The 24,618-nt window shown below is 57.0% G+C and carries 16 protein-coding genes; 7 read left to right on the forward strand and 9 right to left on the reverse strand.

All coding sequences use genetic code 11. From position 1 onward, the window contains the following. Positions 1-12: 12 nt before the first annotated feature. The 4 genes from cobT to H6G52_RS06305 form a co-directional block, all read right to left on the reverse strand. Entirely contained in the window at positions 13-1,188 is a 1,176-nt protein-coding gene (cobT, locus tag H6G52_RS06290; protein ID WP_099532318.1) for a nicotinate mononucleotide-dependent phosphoribosyltransferase CobT, read from the reverse strand. A 98-nt stretch (positions 1,189-1,286) separates the two neighbouring features. After that, positions 1,287-1,985 (reverse strand): DUF2232 domain-containing protein, encoded by a 699-nt coding sequence (locus H6G52_RS06295; protein ID WP_190527139.1) that lies wholly within the window; start codon positions 1,983-1,985, stop codon positions 1,287-1,289. Between the two features lie 43 nt (positions 1,986-2,028). Then, entirely contained in the window at positions 2,029-3,381 is a 1,353-nt protein-coding gene (locus H6G52_RS06300) for a hypothetical protein (protein ID WP_190527141.1), read from the reverse strand. Next, positions 3,378-8,687, reverse strand: coding sequence for a hypothetical protein (locus H6G52_RS06305; protein ID WP_190527143.1), 5,310 nt, complete (start codon positions 8,685-8,687; stop codon positions 3,378-3,380). The genes H6G52_RS06300 and H6G52_RS06305 overlap by 4 nt, the downstream gene beginning before the upstream one ends. A gap of 766 nt (positions 8,688-9,453) precedes the next feature. Between H6G52_RS06305 and H6G52_RS06310 the strand changes: the two genes are divergently transcribed. Continuing rightward, complete coding sequence (locus H6G52_RS06310) at positions 9,454-9,915, forward strand: single-stranded DNA-binding protein (RefSeq protein WP_190355271.1); 462 nt, start codon at positions 9,454-9,456, stop codon at positions 9,913-9,915. A 95-nt stretch (positions 9,916-10,010) separates the two neighbouring features. Here H6G52_RS06310 and recF read toward each other — a convergent pair whose 3' ends face one another. The 5 genes from recF to cbiT all read right to left on the reverse strand — a co-directional run bounded on the left by recF (position 10,011) and on the right by cbiT (position 16,202). Beyond that, entirely contained in the window at positions 10,011-11,165 is a 1,155-nt protein-coding gene (gene recF, locus H6G52_RS06315; RefSeq protein WP_190527191.1) for a DNA replication/repair protein RecF, read from the reverse strand. A gap of 306 nt (positions 11,166-11,471) precedes the next feature. Further along, a complete protein-coding gene (locus tag H6G52_RS06320) occupies positions 11,472-11,996 on the reverse strand; it encodes a hypothetical protein (RefSeq protein WP_199291502.1) in 525 nt (174 codons plus the stop codon). A gap of 9 nt (positions 11,997-12,005) precedes the next feature. After that, positions 12,006-12,635, reverse strand: coding sequence for a GNAT family N-acetyltransferase (locus H6G52_RS06325; RefSeq protein ID WP_190527145.1), 630 nt, complete (start codon positions 12,633-12,635; stop codon positions 12,006-12,008). Positions 12,636-13,694: 1,059 nt separating this feature from the next. Beyond that, positions 13,695-15,473 carry a glycoside hydrolase family 10 protein gene (locus tag H6G52_RS06330; RefSeq protein ID WP_190527147.1) on the reverse strand — a complete coding sequence of 593 codons (1,779 nt, stop codon included), beginning with the start codon at positions 15,471-15,473 and terminating at the stop codon, positions 13,695-13,697. Positions 15,474-15,596: 123 nt separating this feature from the next. Continuing rightward, entirely contained in the window at positions 15,597-16,202 is a 606-nt protein-coding gene (cbiT, locus tag H6G52_RS06335; RefSeq protein WP_190527149.1) for a precorrin-6Y C5,15-methyltransferase subunit CbiT, read from the reverse strand. A 495-nt stretch (positions 16,203-16,697) separates the two neighbouring features. On the opposite strand from cbiT, the gene psbA reads away from it, so the two are divergent. The 6 genes from psbA (at position 16,698) to H6G52_RS06365 (ending at position 24,398) form a co-directional block, all read left to right on the forward strand. Further along, positions 16,698-17,813: a photosystem II q(b) protein gene (gene psbA / locus H6G52_RS06340; RefSeq protein WP_190527152.1), complete on the forward strand. Its 1,116-nt coding sequence runs from the start codon at positions 16,698-16,700 to the stop codon at positions 17,811-17,813. A gap of 270 nt (positions 17,814-18,083) precedes the next feature. Further along, positions 18,084-18,935, forward strand: coding sequence for a fatty acid desaturase (locus tag H6G52_RS06345; protein WP_099532315.1), 852 nt, complete (start codon positions 18,084-18,086; stop codon positions 18,933-18,935). Between the two features lie 485 nt (positions 18,936-19,420). Next, positions 19,421-20,530 carry an ABC transporter ATP-binding protein gene (locus H6G52_RS06350; RefSeq protein WP_190527154.1) on the forward strand — a complete coding sequence of 370 codons (1,110 nt, stop codon included), beginning with the start codon at positions 19,421-19,423 and terminating at the stop codon, positions 20,528-20,530. A gap of 307 nt (positions 20,531-20,837) precedes the next feature. Continuing rightward, entirely contained in the window at positions 20,838-21,650 is an 813-nt protein-coding gene (locus H6G52_RS06355; RefSeq protein WP_190527193.1) for an ABC transporter permease subunit, read from the forward strand. Positions 21,651-21,856: 206 nt separating this feature from the next. After that, positions 21,857-23,656: a Gldg family protein gene (locus H6G52_RS06360; protein ID WP_190527156.1), complete on the forward strand. Its 1,800-nt coding sequence runs from the start codon at positions 21,857-21,859 to the stop codon at positions 23,654-23,656. 13 nt (positions 23,657-23,669) lie between these two features. After that, entirely contained in the window at positions 23,670-24,398 is a 729-nt protein-coding gene (locus H6G52_RS06365; RefSeq protein WP_190527158.1) for a DUF4340 domain-containing protein, read from the forward strand. Positions 24,399-24,618 lie beyond the last annotated feature (220 nt).

Consider the following 24,618-nt stretch of genomic DNA (forward strand, 5'->3'; position numbering starts at 1 on the left):
CTGTGACATTCACTAGGGATTATGCAGCACCGTTGACCAGCGACTGAGCAACCCTTCAATTGCCTGGAGACAGCGCTCACTGTCCCAACCGGCGGCACAACTGGCCGCGATGGCCGCCCCGCCGGCCCCAACTCCTTCCTTCACAAATCCGGCTTCATAAGCTCGTAATTGCGTCCAAGTGGACTGGGCAAAATTCAGCAAGGTTGTGAGCAGGATCGGTTCCTCCTCCGGTGGGGCGATCGCCTTGGCCAGGCCAAGGGTGTCGCCGCTGGCATCGTAGGCCACCCAACGGGTCGTGCCAACAGCGATCGCCTCCGGTTTCCAGGGCAACTGTCGGCGTTGGGCGATCGCCCGGGCCAGGGCATAGACCGCCAACATTTGTGTTCCTCCCGCCAACAGCACACCGCTGGTTTGGCTGGCCGCGAGGGCCATGCCCGCCGCCACCGGTTGCATGGGGTCACCCACCGCCGCCACCACGGCCAGCGGATCTTGGTCGAGGGATCCTTGCACGCATTGGCGATCGGGATGCCACTCGCCCAGACCCGATCGCCGCAAGCCCGTAAGAGCCAAGTCCAATTTCTGGGCATGGTTACAGAAAATATGGCTGCTGTTGACCCGGTTGGTGGCATCAATCCCCAGTCCCAACAAGACCGCCAGGGCTGTGCTAGTGCCGCCCACAACGCATTCAGAAATCAGCAAATAATCCGGCGGCAGGGGGTTGCCCTCGGTGGCGAGCTGTTGTCCCAAACGATAGCCCGCTGCAAAGAGCTGCTCCACCACGGCTCGATCGAGCGCATAGCCCGTGCTTAAACAGCGAGCCGGCAGTCCGCCCATGCGGATGTGGGGAATGGAGGGCAAATCCTGTAGCCCCGCATTAATCACACGCAATCGCCAATGGAGAGATTCCAAAATGGCCCGAGAAATCAAAACCGGTGAGGCTCCCCCAGCCAAGGGAGGGAGCGGATAGGCCGGATTGCCCCTGGGCCCATTCACCAAAAATTCCGCATCGGCCAGGGCCGTGTAGCGGCGATCGGCCGGAGTGGCCCCGGCCGCAGAAATGCCCGGAATCAGCCCCGTTTCCGTGAACCCCAACACACAGCTAAACAGCGGTTGTTGGCCACGTCGTGATTGCACCCAAGCCCGTGCTCGATCGCCCCCCGCCAAAATGTGCAACGACGGGGGCAGCATCGAGTCGCAGTTATCCGCTGGCAATTGATCGATCGACAATGGCTGAATATCCTGTGGCTGCATCATTGCCATAGCGCAGATCGCCTGATCAAGCGTTCCTAGTCTATCTCGAGTAAGGTTTGAACCCAGCGCGGCGGCGGTGGCAACCGCAGGCCCAACCGCTCAAAGACGGCCCAGGAGACCAAATGCACCGCGAACACATACACGGCTGCATTGACCAGGATCATCAAAACCGTTGCTCCTTGAACCGCTCCCAGTTCCGGCCGCCAAAGCAGGCCCAACCGGGTGGCTCCCCACTCCAGCAAACCGGTGACCTGGACGGTGACGTAAGTCCACAGATCATCCCCAAGCAGGGTGGAAACCAACGCAATTCGGAAAAACAGCCCCGTGGCGCTCAGGAGCGTTCCCAGGGCAATGGAACGTCCCCAACCTACGCCACGCCGCCATAGACAGCCTAGCAAGACCCCCAGAAGTCCATAGGGCATCACGTACTGGATGCTGCGAGGCGGGCCCATCAGCACCGATAGCAAGAGTCCGGACACAATGGCCGCCATCCAAGCCGATCGGGATCCCCATCGGAGGTATACCAAGGCGATCGGGAGGGAAAAAAAGACCCGGAGCGCCGGCCCAAGGGGGAAATAAAAATTGACTAACCAGATGAGGCTGGCGGCACTGGCTAAGAAGGCCGTTTCCACCAGGGCTAATGGGGCGATCGTGTCTGTGCGGGGAGGCTGAAGCGGGCGATTCTCTGGCTCGGGGGGTAAATCGGCGGGCGATCGGGGAGGGGAAACAGTCATGGGCTGAATCGATTGATGAAGATTGGTGTGTGATCAAGTGGCCCTAGATCGCCCCGATCGGTTCCAAAGCCGCCGTGCTCGATCGCCCCCACACCAGGCCTAAATAGCGTCGCCAACGGGTTCCGGCCGAAGCATCGAGAGCATACCACCCGCTAGCCAAGCATTGAAATGGTGATTGGGCCGCCAGCGCTTGATAGTCCGGATCCGCCAGGGAGTTGGGGGCCCAGCATGGATGGGGTAACAGACCGGGCGGAATTTCCCCCGCCAGCAGTTGTTGAATCGATCGACGGCAGGTGCGGCCGTGAATGCCATCTTGCGCCAAGGCTTCCAAGAGCCGATCGAGCGGTTGAGGCTCCGGGGTCAAATGGCGCAACAGGGCCGCAAACAGGAAGTAGTCATCATAGGGCTTGGCCTCATCCCAGGGCGGACAGTCCACCATCCGACTCAACCCCATGGCCAATCGTCCGAGCGGTTGGGAGGAGGGTTCCCAATGGAGCGTGGCACTGGGGCATTTTTGACGCAGGTAATCCTGAAGGGCCCCGGCGGGGTCACTCGATCGGGGAGCTTGGGCGATCGCGCCACGCAACAAAATCCGTTCTACCTTTTGGGGAGCAATACCCGATTGGGCCACCAAATGATTGAGGGCTGAATTTAGGGCCTCAATCCATTGGGGCCAACCATGCCATGGGCCAGTTAAGCCGTGGGTTTGGCCCAGTTGTCGGCCAAAGTCCCGATCGAGCAAGGTGATTTGGGTTAGGTGAGCTTGGGTTAAGGGGGCTGGGGTGGGCGATGGGAGAAGGGGCAAGGGGCCTGGCAGCGCCAAATCAATCACCCAGCAGCAGCCCCAACCTTGCAGCCCATCCCAACCCAAGGCCGCCCCCAATCCTTCGGCCACCGTCATCACCCGTTGACCGTGGGTGACCAAGCCAGCCTTCAGCACCAGTTCTCGGCTGTTGAACCGAAAAGCCTCCCCAGAGGGGACAGGATAGCCCACTACCACGTCCTCAACCGATCGCAGCACCTGGCTCGGCACAGGCTTTCCGGTGGCGGTGACCCAGGCGATCGCCGGATCCCGCAACCTTGCCAGGGACTCGGCTAGCGTCTCCAGCAATTGTGGCAAGGGTCGCAATTCACCGGCCCAGGTGACCAGGGGATGCGCTTGGCCCGTTTGGGGATTGCGGTAGGGCAATCCTGCATCCAACAGCAACCGAGAGCCGCCGGATTCCGGTGACTCCCAGCCTAATGAACTCCAGGGTTGAGCGAAGGTTGTGCCACCGGCTTGGACTTGACCGAGCAGCCCGACCCGATCGGACTGGCGATCGCGCAGGGCCACTGCCCAGAGGCCGTCTCCTAAGCTGAGGCCCAAACACCAGCGCCCATCGGTCGATCGGCTCATTCCTTCTTGGTTTCGTCCAGGTCAGTATCCGCCAGCAGGGATTCCGCCAGCAGCGCATCCAGCTCTGGATCCAGTTCGCCCAAGGGGGAAACCGATGATTCACCAAATTCCGTCAAGGCCGCATCCAGCGCCGTTGGGTCAAAATCAGTCCCACCGGTCAGATCCAGGGCGATCGGATCCAAAGAGCCATCCGTTGGCGCATTGGGCAGCTCAAAGGCCGCCATTCCCATGTCAAGGGCTTGATCCAGGCTGCTGATTTCCAAGGGATTCGCCGTCACATCATCCAGCGACAGCAGCGGCTCACCCATGGCCTCATCGAAGGAAGGTAGATCCAAATCCAGCGGATCCAAACCGGCCAGCGGCTCCGCGTTGGCTGTGGCCCCGTCGCCAAAGTCGAGATCCTCAGCTTCAGCATTGAAATCTAGAAGGGAAGGGGCGATCGCCCCATCATCCGTGGCCTCCCCCATCTCCAACAGCAGGTTATCCATCTCCAGCGGTGCAGTGTCGGCTTCCGGGGCGATCGGGGGTGTGGAATCTGCGGCCCAATCAAAATCATCTGCGCTGGCTTCTGCGGCCAGGTCGAGATCCGCGCCGAGATCCAGATCGGTAGCGAAGTCCGATCCATCCTCAGCGGCAAGTTCCGGCAGTTCCAAGCCTGAGTCATTGGCAAACTCCAGCAGCGGATCGTCATTGGCTTCACCAACCGTCGCCAAGAGATCAGGATCCGCAGCGGTTTCCAGATTGGTCTCCAAGTCCGCCAAAGGGTTGAACTCAGTGGATCCCAAATCGGCCCCTAGACCCGGGTTGAAGTCAGCGCTGAAGTTTGGCTCTAAGCCCAAATCATCCCCCACCTCATCGCTCAGTCCCTCGATGCCGAATGCCGTCCCGGGATCGTCGCCCAAATCCTCGATCGGGGAATCCAGGTCATCGCCCAAGTCTAGGGACTCCAGGGATGTCGGTTGCTCTTCGGCTTCAGCGGCCGTTGACGGTTGATCGCTGAACTCCACGAAATAGGCGGCAAGATCACTGGACTCCTCTGGATCATCGGCATTGGAATCGCTGGCGTTGTCTAAGTCAGTCCATGCGTCAGTCATGAATTGACCTAACCCCACGGGAGCGCTGATGCTTGGATCGTTGGCGTTGCCTAGATCAGTCCATGCGTCAGTGGTCGCCGCCTCTGTGGCCAAGTCGTCTGTGGCCAAGGCCTCGGCGGTCAAATCCTGCTCAACAGCCGGTTCCGCCAAGGCCGCTTCCCAATCCACTTGCTCAGGGAGATTGAGGGCTGCGTCGGTTTCCAGTTCTGATAACTCCGCTGCGGCCTCGGAATCCAGAGCATTGCCAAAGGCGCTGCTGATGTCACCGAAACTCAGGTCATCGCGCAACCCTGCGATCGCCTCTAAACCGGCATCGAAGGGATCGCTTTGGGTTTGTTCATCCGCTGGCAAAGACAGATCCAAACCCAAGTCGCCCACAGCAGCCGAGTCGGCTGGGAATGCCTCTGCAAATTCGTTCGGCAATGAGGCTTCCGACGAGTCCAGAGGATCGGAAGACCAGTCCAGATCTGGGGGTTCCAGGGCCTCAAGGGCTGTATCCCCGGAGCTGGCGATCGCAAAATCGGTTGCTTCCGAGGTCAAATCAATCGCGGAACCGATGGCCGCGTCGGTTGTGAAATCATTGGGTTCCTCGATCGCCTCATCCACCGGCAAATCCAAACCCGGCAGCAGATCATCGCCAAAGTCTGCGCCAAAATCAGACCCGGAACCGTCGTCCGACAATACCAAATCTTCCGGTAATGCCAAATCGCCTAAATCCGACCCTTCGAGGCCCGGCTCGATCGCCCCTTCGGATACCAACTCGGGTTCCGGGGCGGGCTGGTTCGTTTCGCCGTCCCAGAAATCAAACGTTACTGCCTCTGCGGTTTCGCCGATCGGTTGTCCCTGGTCGGGGGGCAACAGGCTACCGATGGGGGCGGCCAAGAATTCCAGGTTCTCGAAACCTGGGGTGTTGAGTTCATCGGCCGGAGTGGATTGATCGAGATCCGCGCCCAAGTCTGTGCCCAAGGCCGCTTCCAGATCCGAACCTGGGTCGTCAGCCAGATCCGTGGCCAAGTCCAAATTCAAATCATGATTCAAATCATTCAGATCACCACCCAGATCACTCGCCCCATCGCCCTCCAGTTCGATCGCTCCCAGATCAGCGACTCCCAAGTCTGCCAAGTCGCCCGCGTCCGGGTCAGCCTCCAAGCCCAAGGGCAGCGATTCAACATTGCCGGATAGGTCGATCGCTCCGAGGTCGCTATCACTGGCCACATCTAGCGCGAGGTCAAGGCCAAGGTCATCATCCGCCGCGCCTCCCAGGAGATCTGCTGGGGCCGCCGATTCCGCCGCCAGCAGATCGGAAGGCTCATCTGACCAGGATCCTTCAAACCCGGGCGTTTCTTCTGCCACCAAGCTGGTGTCGGGTGTGCCGTCGAAGGCAGACATCAACTCTGGCTCTAGTTCGATCGCTGGGTCAATCGCTGGGTCGATGCCTGGGTCAAGATCCTGCGCGAACAGATCATCCTCGGGCTGATCGAGCGACGGCTCAGGCAGTTGATCAAAAGATTCCTCAAAAGATTCCTCAGGGGGTTGCTCAAGGAATTGGTCAAACTGATTAAGCGGATCAAAGGTGGCAATAGCTTCCGGCGTTGGCAATTCCAAATCACTGGGAGCGATCGAGCTTTCGATCGGCTGTTCCTCTTCCTCCACTTGCCAGAAGGAATCTTCAATGGATGGGGCGATCGACTCTAGATCATCACTGACCCCAGCATCACTGGGTTGCTGCCAAGCGGCCAGCTCCGCCCGCAAATCACCGCCCAAATCTTCCGACTCGGAAGCCAACTCAGCGGCCAGCGGCGGTAACTCCGGTTCCGAATCCAGCTCAAGACCAAGATCCAGCCCAGCACTGGGGTCAGGCTCGGAGGGGAATGCTTGAGCAAGCGCGGAATCTTCGGCATCGGGTTCCAGGGATGGAACTTCATTCCCCAAATCCCAAGCATCGGTCGGCTCAAGGGGCGAGCTACCCGCATCCGGGGCTTCCACCGCAATTTGATCCCACTGGCTCACGTCCTCGGCCAGGTCTGCATCACCCGTGAGTTCCGAGTCCAGCCAAGGCTCCGGCAAAACGCTATCGGCGGGGGCGACCGCTTCCAAATCCGGCTCCACTGACCAATCCTCAAGCCCCGCGAGGGGGCTAAATTCACTGGCGGCGGCCGCTTCGATCGCCTCCGGTGCAGCAGTTGGCTCCCCGATCGTCTCAAAATTCACCTCTGAAGAGAGGTCTGAAGGGAGGTCTAACCCCAGCGCCGGGCTTGGCCCATCCAGATCCAAACCGTCAGCCGTGGTGAACGAACCCCCACCGCCGCTAAAGCTGCTCAAATCTGCCGTGGCGGTGGATTCCGCTTGCCAAGGCAGATCCAAATTGGTGACCTCGCTGGTAGCATCCACCGCGTCGATGATGTCCGCCGGGGATTGGCCATCGGGCAAGGGGGGGCTGTCGCTGAGATCCGGCTCTGCGCCGTAATCCAGAGAGGGGGGCGGGGCGATCGCATCGAGGGCGATCGGCAGGTCTGCGGGCGGGAGGGCAGCTTCAGCGGAAGCGGCCACGCCCAGCAGGCCAACGCCGGCCACGGTTGCCCCTGTCACGGCGGCCAAAGGATCCCAATCGCCTGGGCCGGCATCATCTGAGGCTGAATCATCCGGGGCGGTGGTTTCCGGCTCCACGGGGTCATCAAACCGGAAGATGGCATCCACATCCGAAAAAATATCTTCCTCGGAGCCAATCCAGGTGGGATCGCTGGTGTCTAGATCGTCGCTGTCGGTTGGTGCGGGCGCTTCGGTGGCGATCGCTGGTTCCGTGGTGGGCGAGTCGATCGCCTCGTTCAGTTCGATTGCTGAATCTCCCGCCGCGATCGATTCTGTTGTCAAGGGCGGCAGATCCAGGGCATCAAAGTCAATGTCGCCAATGGTCTGATCATCAACGGCCTGATCGGCAATGGCTTGATCATCAATGGCCCCGAGATCGTCCGTGGCGGCGCTGTTGTCTTGATCGGGAGCCAGCAGCGAATCTGGTTCAGCCCTGAAATCAGCTTCCGAATCGGGAAGATCCTCGATCGGGGCGATCGTGCTCAGGTCTGCCGTGGGGTCATGGGCCGTGGAATCGATCGCCAGGTTCAGATCCAAATCCAGCGCATCCGGTGCTTGACCAGCCTCGGCCGTTGTCAGCTCACTCCCCTGTTCAGCGGCTTCAGGTTCACCGAAACCCGAACTCCCCGCCCAATCCGATGCGTCATCGGTGGGTAAGTCATAGTTCAGATCCAAATCGAGGGGTGCTGCTTCCGTAGCGTCGGCGGGGTCTGCGGTGGCCGCAGCCGCGGCCGCGATCGCCCCACCTCCCAGGGCCGACAGGGCCAAACTGGTGGCGATCGCCGATGAACGTTCGTCGGCCGCGTTGGTCGCCTCGGAACGTCCCTCGATCGCGGCTTCGTCGGCCGGCAAATCGCGGCCCAGGGCCGAGGCCAAACGACTGAGCCAGTGATCAAGCACCGCTTCACTTTCTTCGCCCAGCACGTGCATCCGCTCCAGGGCCGCATTCAGGGCCTCTTCGTAGCGCTGCGAATTGGATTGCAGGGTGCTGGTGATGGCGTTGAGGGTTGTTTGCAAATGCTCCAGAATGCTGCTGGCGGAGCTGTCCAGTTCCGTGAGGTCTTGGGAGCTAGGGGCCGCTTCCTTACGAGCCACGAGCTGCGAAACTTGGTCGGTGATGCTGGTTTGCAGGCGATCGCGCACTTGTTGCAAAAAGTCGCCGATGATCTGCTCTTGGTTCGCCTGCTGCTGGGCCAGGGATTGGTAATACTGGCGCTGATTTTCCAGTTGGGCAATTTCTTCGCTCAGAATTTGGCGCTGTTGACGCAGAGACTCCAAATCTGACTGGATTGGGGCGATCGCCCCTTGGCGCAGTTGGTCAATCTCCTGCTGCATCGATCGCAGCAGTCCTTGGGCCAAGGCTTGCACGGTGGTGGTGGCCGGTGGTTCCGTTTGCAAGTCCGGCGCGAGCGCATCCCAAGACTGCTGAACCCACAGGGCCTCATCGATCGCTACCTCACCGGCATCCGTGGTCGGAGTCGCCAATTGGGTTAAACGACTTCGCACCTGCTCGATTAAGGCTCGGGGCGCTTGAACCTGCGTTGTATCGTTACCAGCCGCAGCAAGAGCCGCGTCTAGGTCGGCCAAAAGGCTTTTAATTTCCAAGTCTTGATCGAGCGTCACGACGACAAACCCTTACCCAAACGTTTTGGTTACAGCGCTGTTGACATCTTCTCCACCCCTGATGGGCGGCGATTCCCGAGCCTCGCGAGTCGGGTTCCTGCTTCTTTTCGTTACGGCTTCTCTAAATCATGGCTGCGACTCGCCAGCAAATGCGGCAATCAGGAGGCTTCCTGCTTTATTGCGGCGAAGTCAGCTTCATCCGCTCAATCACCGTTGATTAACCCTTACGTTCTAACAGCTACAACCCCAGACATCAACCAACGCGCCGGTCAGCCGCTGGCTTTGTCCCTTTTGGGTCTTGTTAAATATCCCTGGGCGCGGGTGCGATCGCCCTGCCCATTGACGAGCGATCGCGCTGGGTCGCTTGAAGGGGAGATAGACCGTTGATTAACCCCAAAGAGGGCCAGAGAATCACGATGGCCCCAAAGGAGGGCATGGTCACCGCCAGGCGCGGTTGTCCTTGCGCTCAATTCACGCCTACTTTGCTGGTGGTTTTGCGATTTTTTAACTATCTTTAACAACTGGCCGGGGGCCGATCGGCGGCCAATCCTAACCTCTAACTGGGTCTCTCATGCAATTCTGATGGGGTGGCGATTCCGGTGGGCTGTAATTCGTCCTGATCACCCCAACCATTTGCTTTTGGCGGCGAGGGCCTTGAAACTAGAGACCAAGGCTTGGCATGAGGGAGAGAGAAAGTGCTGGGTCTAAAGGTTAGGCGTAAGGTTAGATATTGATTAATGTTCGTAATTTTGGAGGCGATCGCGTCATGAATAGCTGTGTGTTGATGGCAGAGGTGGTGAAGGATCCCGAACTGCGCTACACGCCGGATAACTTGGCGATCGCGGAGATGTTGGTGCAATTTCCGGGGCAGCGCCCTGAAGATCCGTCCGCGACGATTAAGGCGGTGGGGTTTGGCAATTTGGCCAATGAAATTCAGCAGTCTTGCCATCAGGGCGATCGGGTGATTTTGGAAGGCCGACTCACCATGACCACGATCGACCGTCCCGAAGGGTTTAAGGAAAAACGAGCCGAGTTGCGGGTGGGCCGTGTTCACAGCTTGGGATCGCTGGCCAGCTCAGCCATGGCCGCGCCCGTGGCCCCGCCCACCAATGCCAGCTATCGATCGGCTCCGCCACCGGCTGCCACCGTGCCGCCTCGTCCGGCCCCGGCTCCGACCCCGGCTCCGGCTCCGAGTGATGAGCTAGATTATGATGAAATTCCGTTTTAACGAGTCGAATTCAGTTAAATTCAGTCAAATTTAGTTGAATTTAGCCGAATTCAAAGGTTCAAACTTCCGAACTGAAACTCCTTGAAATCAGGCCGTCAGGCTACGATCTCACCCGATCGCACCGTCAGCACCTGGGCCGAATCCAGCCAGCGAGCATCAAAGGCTCCCAGGTGCGTGGTGGTGACAATCGTTTGAAACCGATCGGCGATCGCCCCCAATAATTGGTTCTGGCGGGCTAAGTCCAGTTCCGCCAACACGTCATCCAACAGCAACAGCGGCGGTTCCCCCACCACGGCCTCGATCGCGCAAAGTTCCGCCAGCTTCAGCGCCAAAACTAACGTGCGTTGTTGCCCTTGGGAGCCGTACTGTTTAGCCGGGGCATCATCCACCGCCAGGGTCACTTCATCCCGGTGGGGGCCCACTAGGGATGTGCCTTGGTATTGCTCAATTTCCCCCCGATCGCGCATTTGGGCCAACAAGGTGGCTTCAATGGCCCGCGCTTCTTCCAGGGCCGGCAATTGCCACACATCCGGCGCGATCGCCACATTCGGCGCGTAGGTCAACGTCAGGGTTTCCACGCGGCCGCTAATGGCCCCATGCCAACGACTGGCCAAGGGGGCTAACCGGGCGATCGCCCTGGCCCGCCGTCGAATTAGCCGGGTTCCCGTAGCCGCCAATTGCGCATCCCAAACGGCCAGCTCTGCCGCCCGATCGCTCAAGGCCTGACCCTGGCGGCGTTGCTTGGCCCAATCCCGCAGCAGGGCATTCCGTTGGCGCAACACTCGCTCGTATTGGCGCAACAGGTGCGCATAGATCGGCTCCAGTTGCATCACCAAGCCATCTAACCAACGGCGGCGCTGTTCCGGCCCGCCCCGCACCAAGTCCAGATCAAGACTGGAAAATTCCACCGCATTCAGGGATCCCAGCCCGTCCAGTTGCCGCCGCAGGGTTTCGCCGCTCCGTACCAGGGTGCGTCTGCCCACCCGTTGCAGGCTCAAGCTCAGTTCCAGGGGCCCCGCTGCTCGATCGATCCAACCGGTAATTTGGGCGCAGTCTTGGGCCGATCGCACCAAATCTCCATCGCGGCTGGTGCGGTGCGATCGCAGGGTGGCCAGCAGCTCCACCGCCTCCAAGAGGTTGGATTTGCCCTGGGCATTGTCCCCCACCAGGATCGTCTTGGGTGCAACAAATTCAACCCACTGCTCGGCATAGTTCCGAAACTGGCGCAGATGCAGACGCTGGAGATACACGACGGCGACCGGGGCGATCGAAAAGAACCCAACCATCAAAACACCAAACGTCCTCTCCCAAGCACCGCAAATTCGTTGTGCCGGTGCAAACCCGTTCGTTCGGGGGACTGAAGCTTATGCTGCTAACGAATACTCCAATGGGCACTCATCCAATGGGTACTCATTAGAAGATCTCTAGATACAGCTCTTACCTCAATTACTAAGCATAGTCGCCCGTAGGGTGGGCACTGCCCACCAAACCGTTGCTTCATGGCATCTGCAATATGGCGTGCCAATAATTCTAGGTAAAGGCTGTATCTCCTAGGATCACTTGTGGCGGGCCGCACGAATCACGTGGGGCAATACACCAACGGCCGCCGCTAGGACTTGATCCGGTAACTTGTCAATATCTGAGCGATCGAAAAATTCTTCAAACTGATCCAGCAGTTTGCGGGCCCGCTGCTTAGCATCGCCCCGCGCCGTGAATCGTTCCACCAACTTCAGCCATTGCAACCGAATTCGATAGCCTGTTTCCTGCTCCTTTAAAGACTTGGGCAGCAACAGCTCAAAATCTCCCAACGGAATCACCGCCTGACAGTCTTGATCCACCAGACCGCCCACCGCCGCCCCGGGCCCCGCAAATTCGGCATAGAACTCTTTGATCAACAACAGGCCGTTGCGGCGGCGATTGTTGACAATCCAAACCTGACCACTCAGAACACGGCCGAGGGGCGATTCGGGGTTGATCGGGTCGAGGGGCGGCGGGTCAAGCTGAAACACAGAGGCGACGTGGGACGGGTCTCGATGGGCGGCGGTAGAAAAACGATCGGGAGAGAGAGAGAGGCGAATCACGGTCGTAGCTTACCCCAATGGCTTTTGCAACAACAGACGTGTGGAACGTTGCCAACTGGGTCGAGAACCACCGCCCGATCGCCCGCTGGGTAAAAAGCCAGCTCGATCGTATAACCGCCTCGCCGCACAATTATCGGCCAGGACATGAAGATACAGGGCGGAACTATCCCAGTGACGTGCCACTTCTTCGCAAGCGGACAGGAGTTGGAGTGCAACTCCCCGCCGACGATAGTCGGTGCGTACCGCCAGATTGGAAATGTAGGGATAGTGATGTTGGTTCAATCGCCAAGGCAGATTGGAGCGTGCCGCAATCTCGATCGTGCCGATCAGCTCAGGATGCTGAACCCGACCCGTCGCCGCCGTGGGGGCCGTGAAAGCCACCAAACACAGACAGCGATCGCGCTGGGATTGCAGTCGCGTTCGCAAATCTTCGTAGATGCCAGCCCGCAACAGGGGGAACAGCCAACGCCACCAGCCTTGTCGTCGGTGAAAGCTGTCTGCCAACAAATCGGCTAACTCGGCTAAGTCTCGAAACTCCGCCGGTCGGATTTGCAAAGGCAGGTCAGCGCATGGGTAACTCGATCGAACCAGGTTTTGGGGAATCAGCATGAGCAACGGGGCCACAATCTTTAGGAACACCAACCACCCATCAACAGCAGCGAACTGCCTTGATGCTAACCATCTTCACACCTGTGCCGACTGTTGATTAGCCTCCTCAGTCTCGGGCATTTTCTGGGGTGCGTTTGGGGCCCCCGATGGGGACTCTTTTGGGGGTCTTTGGGGGATGGGGTGTCTGGCCACCTAGCGATCGATCAACACTCAACACCATGGTTGATAACAATCGATAGGGAAAATTGCGGGAAGGCTAACTAAATTTTGCCCACCTAGCAATCACGTCCCTGTTGATGTCAATCCCATGAAATTTCATTGCCCCAATGCCACATTGGCAATCTCCTAGAACTCATTTATCTCCGCCTAGAACCAACAGTCCGGTGGTTTCTAAGGGGGTTTTTAAATTGTCTTCTTAGGAAAAGAGCAAAGCTTGCGTTCGATCATATCCTGACCAGCCCAGAATCAAATCAGGATCTGATCCGAGGCGATCGGGTATTGATTGACACATGGAGATCTGGGAAATTCGAGATCTGCAAACAAAGAGGAGCGATCGCCTCAATTCAGTCTGCAATTAGGTGCTTAGAAAGAAGACCGCAACAATCGGCCAATTATGGGATTTAACCTGAATTTGATCAATTCAGGCTTTGTTGCGATCATGAAGCAACAAGGACAAAGTTGGATTTAGAAAAAACACCATCCAAACTTCAGCCTAATTTAGACCCCAAAGGTTGACAAATGGGTATGGCCACAGCTTCCTGACAGACTTTCTTGAATTGTGCCGCGCACTATCCTCACAGCACCCATACAACCCATCTTGAGTTGATTCTTGGGTTGTCGTTAAATTACGATTCATCCATTATTTGGCGAAATCCATAAAAACTCAATCTATCTCTCCAATCTTCAAGCAATCTTTAAATAAGATCGATAAAATTAGTTTGCTTATCCATCACTTTTGCTAAAGGGAGAAGTCAGGTTTTCGGAGGGGTGGAGACGGATTTTGGCAGCAACCAATCCCCACAGGACGCAATGGGGCTGGTTGCTGAAGGGGCTGATGCAGCCCATCGATCGGCCGCGCTTGGGCAAGGATTAGCGATTGGAGCGGAAGGCGGGATTGAAAAAGAGTCGGCGGATGGTTTGTTGGCGACGCTCTCGGTTCTCAGAGGTCAAATTCCAGAGGCTTTCATAGAAAAAGAAGGACACGCCGGCCAGTTGCTTTTGGCGCACCAGTTGCACTTGGGTGGCCACGCGATCGATTGGCATGGGCTTGACCTTCAGCCCCGTGAGAATGCCGACGCTGACGGGAATTTTGTAACTGGCAATTTGTAAATCCCGATCGAGCAGTTCCGCCTCAAAGAGGGCCGGATCTTCCCGGTAAATTTGCACAATCAGTTCATCAATCCAGCCGCGCCCCACCCAGTCTGACCAAGATTGCAAGGAAGTGCTGTAGGCAAAGGGTTGGGGATTGGGCGAAAGGGACATGATCGCCGTCGATCGCTTGGCCTTGAGGGTTTGTTGAATTTGCCCCATCAGTTGTGTTAGCCGACCCGATCGCCAGCGCATCCAGTCTGGATCTGTGGCTAAATCCGGTGGGGTTTGGCCATCTCGCTCCAAGGCGTATTGGGCCAAGGTGGTGGGGTCATAACCCAACTCCACCGGATAGGCGAAATGGTCATCAAATTGAATGCCGTCCACTGGGTAGCGAGCAGCCAGCTCATCCACCAAATCGGTCATGAATTTCTGCACATCCGGGTGGCCAGGATTCAGCCAAACCCTTGTATCGCGTCCGTACTGAAACCGGTTGGAACCGTCACGGCGCTGGGCAATCCAACCTGGATTCCGCCGAGCTAACTCGGAGTTGGCCGGAGCCATTAACCCAAATTCCAACCAGGGCACAACGGCCAAACCTAAACGACGACCTTCAGCGATCGCCTCGGCGAGGATGTCTCGCCCTTGCAGACCGGGGTGGGGGTCAATGCGTTGGCCGCTGGCCCGTTCGGCCACGTCGCTGGGGTAGAGGGTGTAGCCACCGTTCCAAACGGTGATGTAAACGGTGTTGAAGTTGGCGGCTTTCAGGTTTTCAAGGGCCTGACGCAGGCGATCGCGATCGAACAAGATATCGCTGTCAATGTTGGTTAACCAAGCGCCGCGCGTTTCCGGCGGCCGGGCCACGAAGGGCGTGAAGGCATCGGTGGCGGGGGTTTCCAACCGATCATTCAGGGCTTGGCAGAGGAAAGCGGCGGCCTCTCCTCGGGTGACCGATCGCTCCGGCTCCAAGCGACGGGGGTTGGGATAGCTCACCACCTTGCCGGCCCGGACGGCGGCGGCCACGGCCGGTCGCACTGGAAATTCCACCCGTTCACCATCTTCAAAGGTTTGGCGCAACAGGGTTCCAGCCCGAGGGTCGGCCGCGTTATCCGTCCAGCCCAAGCGGGTCATGATCATGGCAATTGCCCGATCGCGGCGCAGGGGTTCGTTGTCCTTGCTGGTGCGGACGATCGGGGGGCCTTCTGGGACAGCCTGATTCAGCAGCCGCGCCAAATCTTCCGGGGTGGCTGGCTCATCGGGCTGAAATTGCCCAGCGCTGTTCAGGGGTAACCATCGCCGCTCGGCCAAAGCTGCCAAACAGCTTCGCGACCAATGATCACCGCCATCGGTGGGAGCTGCGATCGCCCCCAGCGCCAGGGGCCCCGCCCCGATCGCGCCCGAGAGTAATGCGCCTGATAAGAGCCTGCCCAACCCTAACGGCTTGGTGAATGGCTTGTGGAATGGCTTGCTGAATAACTGGGTTAATCGCTGGTTGACTGGCTTGGCTAAGGCTTGGGATTTGGCCAAAACGCCGGATAGGGGCGCTGGGGATCGTGTCATGGTGTTTGCTGCCCGTTCGATCGCATGTTCACCGCAGGGGCGGAAATGCCCAAGGATATAGCGCAATACGAACCATTTCTGACGAGGCCGGCATAGATTGCCTAAAAATCTCCGCCTATTCCCCTAACCTTCGCCCTTCTCGCCACAGAGAATGAACAGCGGGTCGATCGCCGCCAAAACCTGGTTATTGGCCCGCCGCTCCAAGCGATTGCCCGCTGCTTGCACCACCTCAATGTTCAACGCTTGCACCTCCGCCAGGGCTTCCGAAAGGGCGTACAGGCCCTCCAGGCTGGTAGACAGGGCCACCACGCGCCCCCCCAAAGGCAGCCGCTCCCACGCCGTTTCCAACAAGTCCTTCAGGGGCCGCCCACCACCGATGCAGACCCGATCGGGCGGTTGTTGCAGCAGTCCAAAACAGTCCGGCGCGCTGCCTTCCACCACCCGCACATTCTTGACCCCAAAGCGATCGCAGTTGGTACGAATCAGTTGCACCACATCGGGATCTCGTTCGATCGCCACCACTCGCCCTTGCGGGATCATCAAAGCTGCCTCCACCGAAATCGTCCCCGTTCCTGCGCCGATATCCCACAGCACGGAATTGGCCGACAACCGCAACATAGACAAAATCGCCAGCCGGGTTTCGCGCTTGGTCATCGGAATGCCCGGCAACCGCTCAAACAAATCATCGGGAATGCCGGGTGTGACGTAGGGCCAAAGAGGTGTGGTCATAAAAATTCAACGATATCAAGGTTTCGAGAACTGGGGTTTCGATCGACTGGCCGATCGCCCCGGAATGGGCCGATTTATAAATTAATAATTCTGATTAATCAAGATTGGTTTCATTAGTTGATTGGATGATGCTTGATTCTTCAATCGCTTTATAGTTATAAAACGAATACAGGTTCGGGCTGGGGTCACTCAATTCCTGGGAGATTGAGCGTCCCATCTCAATGGGCAATGCCCGGAATCAAAGGCTGAAGGCTGACTGGGCGATCGCTTGCGGGTTGCTCAAAGCATTAGCTCTCTGAATCTAAGGCATTGCCCGTCACTGGAGTGCTAGTCCCATAGGGGCATAGGGAATCGCTTTCGACTTGTTCGATCGCCCCTGTGCCCCCATTTAATTCCTGCTTACCCGGCCTCCAGTAGCCATAGCCCGAAGTCTGGTGGGCTTTCTGAGTCCCCAGAATACCAACCTTAACCAAGGTTTGACAGAGGTACTCATCCATGACCCTATCTTTGCGATCGACTCCCGCGCCTAGTCGCTGGGATCGGTTTTGTAACTGGATCACCAGCACCGAAAACCGCTTGTATGTGGGCTGGTTTGGTGTGTTGATGATCCCCACCATGCTGACCGCCGCGATCGTCTTCATCCTGGCATTCATTGCCGCGCCGCCCGTAGACATTGACGGCATCCGCGAACCCGTTGCCGGTTCCCTGCTCTATGGCAACAATCTGATTTCCGCCACCGTTATTCCCCCGTCCGCTGCGATCGGGTTGCACTTTTACCCCATTTGGGAAGCCGCCTCATTGGATGAATGGCTCTACAACGGTGGCCCCTACGAGCTGATCGTTTTCCACTTCCTGATTGCGATCTACAGCTACCTGGGTCGCCAATGGGAACTGAGCTACCGATTGGGAATGCGTCCTTGGATTCCCGTGGCCTTCTCGGCTCCCGTCGCTGCTGCCACCGCTGTTTTGTTGATTTACCCGATCGGGCAAGGTAGCTTTTCCGATGGCATGATGCTCGGCATTTCCGGCACTTTCAACTTCATGATTGTGTTCTCGCCGGAACACAACATCCTGATGCACCCCTTCCACATGTTGGGCGTGGCTGGTGTTTTTGGGGGCGCACTGTTTTCCGCCATGCACGGCTCGTTGGTGACCTCTTCCTTGGTACGGGAAACCAACATGAACGAATCGCCTAATCATGGCTACAAGTTCGGCCAAGAAACGGAAACCTACAACATCGTGGCAGCCCACGGTTACTTTGGCCGGTTGATTTTTCAATACGCCAGCTTCAACAATTCCCGTTCGTTGCACTTCTTCTTAGCCGCTTGGCCCGTGATTGGCATTTGGTTCGCCGCCTTGGGTGTTTCCACCATGTCTTTTAACCTGAATGGATTTAACTTCAATAACTCCATTTTGGATAGCCAAGGACACCCGATTAACACCTGGGCTGATGTGCTGAATCGAGCCAACTTGGGCATCGAAGTGATGCACGAGCGGAACGCGCACCAGTTTCCTTTAGACTTGGCAAGTTCGGCGGACTTTCAACCCGTTTCGGCCTTGCAATCGGACTTTCAACCCGCTAGCCTGACAGCTCCCGCAATCGCAGGCTAACTGAAAGTTTGTGACAGGCTAACTGAAAGTCTGTGGTGTCGAAATTGGTCTTGAGGCTGATGGAAATGATGAATCAATGTCATGGTTGGCATGAATTCGTTACCCCGTAGAAGCGCAACAGATTAACTTCTCAGGTTAACTTCTCGGATTCGTCATTCTCAGCACTCATTGAATGGGGGAGACTGCGCGATCGCACCTCCCCTTTTTGTTCGGCCAAACCACCCCAGCCGAAATCACCGGTTTATTTGTGGCTCTTGAGGAGTTGTGTTCATGACCGTTATTTGGAAACAGCTATCAACCGATCGTCCGCCGGTTCAATTAAACCTGTGGGCCGTGGGCTTCTTTGCTGTCTTTCATCTTGTTGCCCTCTCTGCTCCTTGGTTTTTCTCTTGGTCAGCACTGGGAGTTTGCCTCCTGTTGCACTGGCTATTTGGCAGCATTGGCATCTGTCTCGGCTTTCACCGCCTCCTCAGCCATCGCAGTTTCCAAGTGCCCAAACCCCTAGAATATTTGATTGCCTTAATTGGCTCCATGGCGCTGCAAGGGGGGCCAATCTTTTGGGTTGCGGGTCACCGATTGCACCACGCTTTCACCGAAGATGAAGACAAGGATCCCTATTCCTCTCGGCGCGGCTTTTGGTGGAGCCATATGCTCTGGATGTTGTATCCGCGGCCGGAGTTTTTTGAATACGATCAATACCAACGCTACGCGCCCGACTTGGCCCGCGACCCCGTTTATCGGTGGTTAAATCAAAACTTCCTGTGGCTGCAACTCCCGATCGCGATCGGGTTGTATTTCTGGGGTGGTTGGTCTTTTGTGATTTACGGCATTTTCCTGCGAGCCGTTTTGCTTTGGCATTCCACCTGGTTCATCAATTCCGTAACCCATTTGTACGGGGGCTATCGTCCCTTTGCGACTGAAGACACCACCCGCAATCTCTGGTGGGCGGCCATTTTGACCTATGGCGAAGGTTGGCATAACAATCACCATGCCTACCCCCACGTGGCGAAATGTGGTTGGCGTTGGTGGGAAATTGATATGACCTGGTGGGCGATTTGGGTGCTGTCTATTTTGGGCTTGGCGCGCAATATTCATCAGCCGCCGGAGTTACTGGAATCATAGACCTTTGATCCGGAAGCTTGAAATAGGATCCGTGATTCAATAACCGAAAAAATTGAATTGAAAACCATCGGAGCAAGGGGCTTAAGCCCCTTGTTTTTATTGGTAGTTTTATCTTAATAAAATCCGTGATTCAATAACCGAAAAAATTGAATTGAAAATCATCGGAATAAGGGGCTTAAGCCCCTTGTCTTCGTTAGCCCGTAGGGTGGGCATTGCCCACCAAATTGTTGCTTCATGGCATTTGCGATATGGCGTGCCAATTATTTTAGGTAAAGACTGTAAACCTTAAAAATAAAGCTTAAAAGATAAACCTTAGAACCCACGAGTTGATCGATCGACTTGATAGACCCGACCATTAACCATTACTAAAACGATCGAACCGGTTGACGATCGGGTCATGTCGTTCGGGAAGCCGTGCGGCATAATGGGGCGTGGTCTCGGCTTTGGGGCCGATCGACTGGGATTTTTGACCGAGATCGCTCGCCATGATTGAAGTGGAACAGTTGCGGAAGGTCTACGGCAGCACCGTAGCCATTCGCGAGGTGACGTTTTCTGTGGAGCCGGGAGAAATTTTGGGGTTTCTGGGCCCCAACGGTGCAGGCAAAACCACCACAATGCGGATTTTGACCGGCTATCTACCGGCCACCAGTGGCACGGCGCGGGTGGCGGGATTTGATGTGCATGACGATTCGATGGCGGTGCGCGAACGGATTGGCTATTTGCCAGAAACGCCGCCTCTCTACCCAGACATGACGGTGGAGGGATTTTTGAACTTTGTGGCGCGGATTAAGGGCGTTTCGGCGGGCGATCGGGCGGAGCGGGTGCGCTGGTCGATCGAGCGCTGTGGTTTGAGCGATCGCCGCAAAACCATCATTAATAAATTGTCGAAGGGCTATCGCCAGCGGGTAGGGATTGCCCAGGCGATCGTGCATGATCCACCGGCCATTGTGTTGGACGAGCCAACGGTGGGTCTGGATCCGCGCCAAATTGCGGAAGTTCGTAACCTGATCAAAAGTTTGGCGGGCGACCATACGGTGATTTTGTCCACCCACATCCTGCCGGAAGTGAGCATGACTTGCAGCCGGGTGGCGATCGTGAACGGTGGGCGAGTGGTGGCCACCGACACCCCCGACAACCTGATGGCGGGTCGTGTGGGCGGCGCGGCCTACGACTTGGAAATCGATGGCGCTGAGTCGGCGTTGGTGACCCTGACGGAAGGGGAGCCGCCGCAATTGCTCGATCGGGCGGCCCAGTTGGTGGAGCGGTTGCAAACGCTGGCGGGAGTCCGATCGGTCACGCCCCAAGGATCTCCGGGCGATCGACCCGATCGATTGCGGTTAAAGGTGGCGATCGAGCGAGATACGGAACCGGCCCAGGAAATTGCCCGCGCCGTCATTGCCGCCGATTTGGGGCTATGTGAATTGCGCCGCAGCCAAGCCACCTTGGAAGATGTGTTCTTGGATTTGACCACGGAGGAACCGACGACCCCAACGGAGACAACTGGGGCGATCGACTCCCATGATCCGGTGGCTGTGGATCCCGAACCGATCGACCTTGCCATTTCCCCGGACTCGCCCCCGGAAGCGGCTGAATAAGGCCCGCTTGGGTTGACCTGTCATACCAATTTTGAGCTGCCAGCTTTCCTGCGCATGGATTGTGAGTGACGGATATGGAACCGGCAACCAGCTAGTCAACGAATTGCATGATCAAAAAGTGCTTTCTCCTGGTCTTGTTTCCTAATACTTTCCTGCTTTAATTGCCACGACTGATTCTTTTTACTTCTCAACTTTCAATTCTGAATGCTGGCTTCTCAATTTTGCTTGCGCATCTTTCACGGCTAACTTTTAGATTTTTCTCAAGGATGGTTGAAACTGAGGCATGGCTGTTAACTTAGGACATCGATTGCGAGTGATTTTGGCCAATATTGTGGCCATCTATCAACGGGAATTACAGAGTTATTTTGTCTCTCCCTTAGCCTATGGAGTGGCTAGTATTTTTTGGCTAATTGCAGGCATCTTCTTTGTGGCGGTGCTGCTGGGGCCGGCGGGCATCATTGCCCAATCGGCCATGCGCGATATGCAGGGCCAGCAAATGGGCATTCCTGTGCCGCCGATCGATGTTCCCTATGAATTTCTGAAAATTTATTTGGGGAGTTTGGGGTCACTATCCCTTTTCATTCTGCCGATTTTGTCCATGAGTCTCTATACCGAAGAGCGCAAACGCGGCACGATCGAGCTATTAGCCACATCACCAATTACGAACTGGGCCGTAGCCCTGGGCAAGCTCTTGGGGGTGCTCACCTTTTTTGCCAGCATTTTGGCTCCGATTCTGTTGCTGGAATTGATTGTTTTGGCGGCTTCTAATCCGCCCATTTCTCCTTGGGTGGCAGTATCAGGACACTTGGGGCTGTTGCTGATGGGGGGTGGCGTTTTGTCTCTGGGAATGTTCCTGTCATCCCTGACGGCTAGCACGGTTTTGGCGGCGATGATGACCTTTGCCCTCAATCTTTCCCTCTGGATTATTGATCTGTTGGCTAACGCGATCGGGGGTGATGTGGGTCAGGCGATCGGGCATTTATCTTTGCTGAAACATTACGAAGCGGCGGTGCGTGGTGTGCCCGAAACAGGCAGTGCAATTTTGTTTTTGAGCTATATCCTACTCGGCATTTTCTTGACGGCTCAATCGGTGGAAACCTTCCGTTTTCAGCGCTCTTAGGCATATCCTCAGCAGTCTGCATTTTGGGGCGATCGCCTACATTTCATCGCCTAAACTTCATTGCCTGAGTTCAAGCGCTTGAGTGCGATTAGGGAAATGCAATTGAGGAACTGCAATTGAGCAGATGAAATTGTGCAAGTGAAATTGAGCGAATTCAGTATTAATTCTGGCTTGTTTGCCATTCAGGGGGAACTGATTTAGTGGCTATGAAACTGGCATCTGTGCGGCAACTGTTGCCTCGTTATCTCAAATCTGGGCTTAGATATCTCGGTAAATATCTAATTTTCGTGGGCCTGTTCCTGATGGCGGCGGGCCTGTCAGCGGGCTTTGTGGGTGGCTGGGGCCCCTTGGCTGGGGGGCTGATGGTGGCTGGCATTGTGGCGATCGGGACTTGGCTGGTCACCCACGGTAATTTGCGCCGTACTTGGAGCCAGCGATCGACCCAATCCAATACCAATGCGTTGTTGGCGACCTTGGCCGCGTTGCTAATTTTTGGGGCGATCAATTTCTTGGGATCTCGTTACAGTACCAAGTTTGATTTAACCGAAACTCAACTGTTTACGCTGGCTCCCGAAACCCAGGAAACGGTGCGCAATTTGGGTCAAAAAATCAAAATCTTGGTTTTTGATCGATCGCTCTCTGATACTGATCGGGAACTGCTGAATAATTACGCCAAATTAAATCCCAACTTCACCTATGAATTAGTCGATCCACAGGTGGATTTTGGCCGGGCCCAAAGTTTTAAGGTCAAATCCTTTGGGGAAGTGTATTTGGAAGCAGGTGAACAAAAACGCTTAGTGACCACCTTGGGGCCCGAAAGTCGCCTGAAGGAAACGGAGTTAACCAACGCGATCGCCCAGCTTTCCAGCACCACCCAAGCAACGATTTATTTCCTGCAAGGCCATGGGGAGCGCCCAATTGAAGGGGAACAGGGCGGTTTGACGGAAGCGGTGACGGGCCTGAAAACCAAAAACTTCATCGCCAAACCCTTGAACCTGATTCGTGAGGGCAAAATTCCCGAGGATGGCATTGCCTTGGCGATCATTGGCCCCCAACGTCCTTTGCTCGATCGGGAACTGGTGCTGCTGGAAACCTATTTGCAGCGGGGTGGGCGGCTGTTGGCGCTGTTGGATCCCGCGTCCGATGGCGGCCTCAGCCAGTTGCTGACCCGTTGGGGGGTGAAGCTGGATAACCGCCTGGTGGTGGATGCGTCGGGAACGGGCCAGTTGGCCGGTTTAGGCCCCGATGCCCCGATCGTCACCCAATATGGCGACCACCCAATCACCCAGGATTTCAAAGGCGGGGTTTCGATTTACCCGGTGGCGCGATCGCTCGAAATCGTCACCACCAGCGGCATCACGGCCACACCTCTCATCAAAACCGACGAAAAGAGTTGGGCTGAAAGCGAACCCACCGCCCAACAGCTCACCTTCACGCCCCCGCAAGATCGCCAAGGGCCGTTGGTTTTGGGGGTTGCCTTGGAACGGGCGATCGCCTCTGAACCGGCCGCGAGTCCCTCCTCCAGTCCTAGCCCGACGGCCAGCCCCAGCCCGACCGTATCTCCAACGGCATCCCCAACGGCCAGCCCAAGTCCGACCGTATCTCCAACGGCATCCCCGACTGCTTCTCCGACGGCTAGCCCCAGCCCGACGGCATCCCCAACCACATCCCCGACGGCCAGCCCCAGCCCGACTCCTAGTCCTTCGCCGAGTCCTTCCCCCAGCCCGGCCCCTCCGAAAGCCGCTCGGCTGGTGGTGATTGGTAACTCGTCGTTTATGGCGGATGGGCTATTTAGCCAGCAGCTCAATGGCGATGTGTTTCTGAATTCGGTGGGTTGGTTGGGCGATCGCGCGGAAAGCAGCCTTTCCATTCGGCCACGCGAACCCAATAACCGACGTTTCACCATCACGAATCAACAGTCCGCACTGTTGCTGCTGTTGGCGTTGGGGGTGTTCCCGATCGGGGGGCTGACCTTGGCGGGTGTGATGTGGTGGAAGCGACGCTAGGGAGCGAACGACCATGAAGCTCAAATCTTCGACCCTTTGGATTTTGGCGATCGCCCTGGGGGTGGCCGGTGGCGTGGCTTTGTTTGAGACGCAATCCACCCAAAAACAAGCCCAACAACAGCAACAGGCCAAGCTGTTTGGCTTTGCGGAAGCTGATATTCAACAGTTGACCCTGAAATTGGGCGATCGAACCGTGCAGCTTGATCGCCGGGCCAACTTCCAACCGGGGCAAACCCTGTGGGAACTGCGGTTGAATGGAGGTGCAGCGGAACCGGCCAGCGATGGAGCCGTGGCGTTTTTGACCAGTTTGCTGGCCTCGTCTCAGCGCGATCGCACCATTGAGCGATCGCCCGCCCAGCTTGCAGAATTGGGACTCGATCGCCCCCGTGCCGAAATCACGATGCGCCTGAAAACCGGCCAGCAACATCGACTGGCGATCGGGCAGGCTGGGTTTGACGATTCTTTTCTCTATGCGCTGGTGGATCCGCCCCAACCCTTGCCGGGCAAGGTGTCTGTGGCCTTAATCCCCAAGGATTTCCAGCTCGCCACGGTCGATCGGCCCTTGGCGGAATGGAAGCAACCGCCGCCGCCTCCAAGTCCCAGCCCGAGTGGATCGGTCACGCCCAGCCCGACAACCAGCCCCACAGTCAGCCCCACAGTCAGCCCCACAGTCAGCCCGACGGCTAGTCCCACAGCCAGCCCCAGCCCCACGACCTCACCATCACCCGCAGCCTCACCGTAGGGGCGCATCGCCATGCGCCCTCCGGTACGCCAAGTCTCGAATACCCAACCGAGATCAGGCGATCAACCCTGATCGCCCGCAGCCTCACCGTAGGGGCGCATCGCCATCACTGGCTTCAACTTAAGGAGAATCAGCCCAAATCTCCTTAAGTTGAGCTTCTCGCAACCGATGTCGCTGACGGATGTTTTTAACCAACCCTAGCAACTGATGATGTTCTAGG

Source organism: Limnothrix sp. FACHB-881 (genome assembly GCF_014698135.1).
GTDB lineage: Bacteria > Cyanobacteriota > Cyanobacteriia > CACIAM-69d > CACIAM-69d > CACIAM-69d.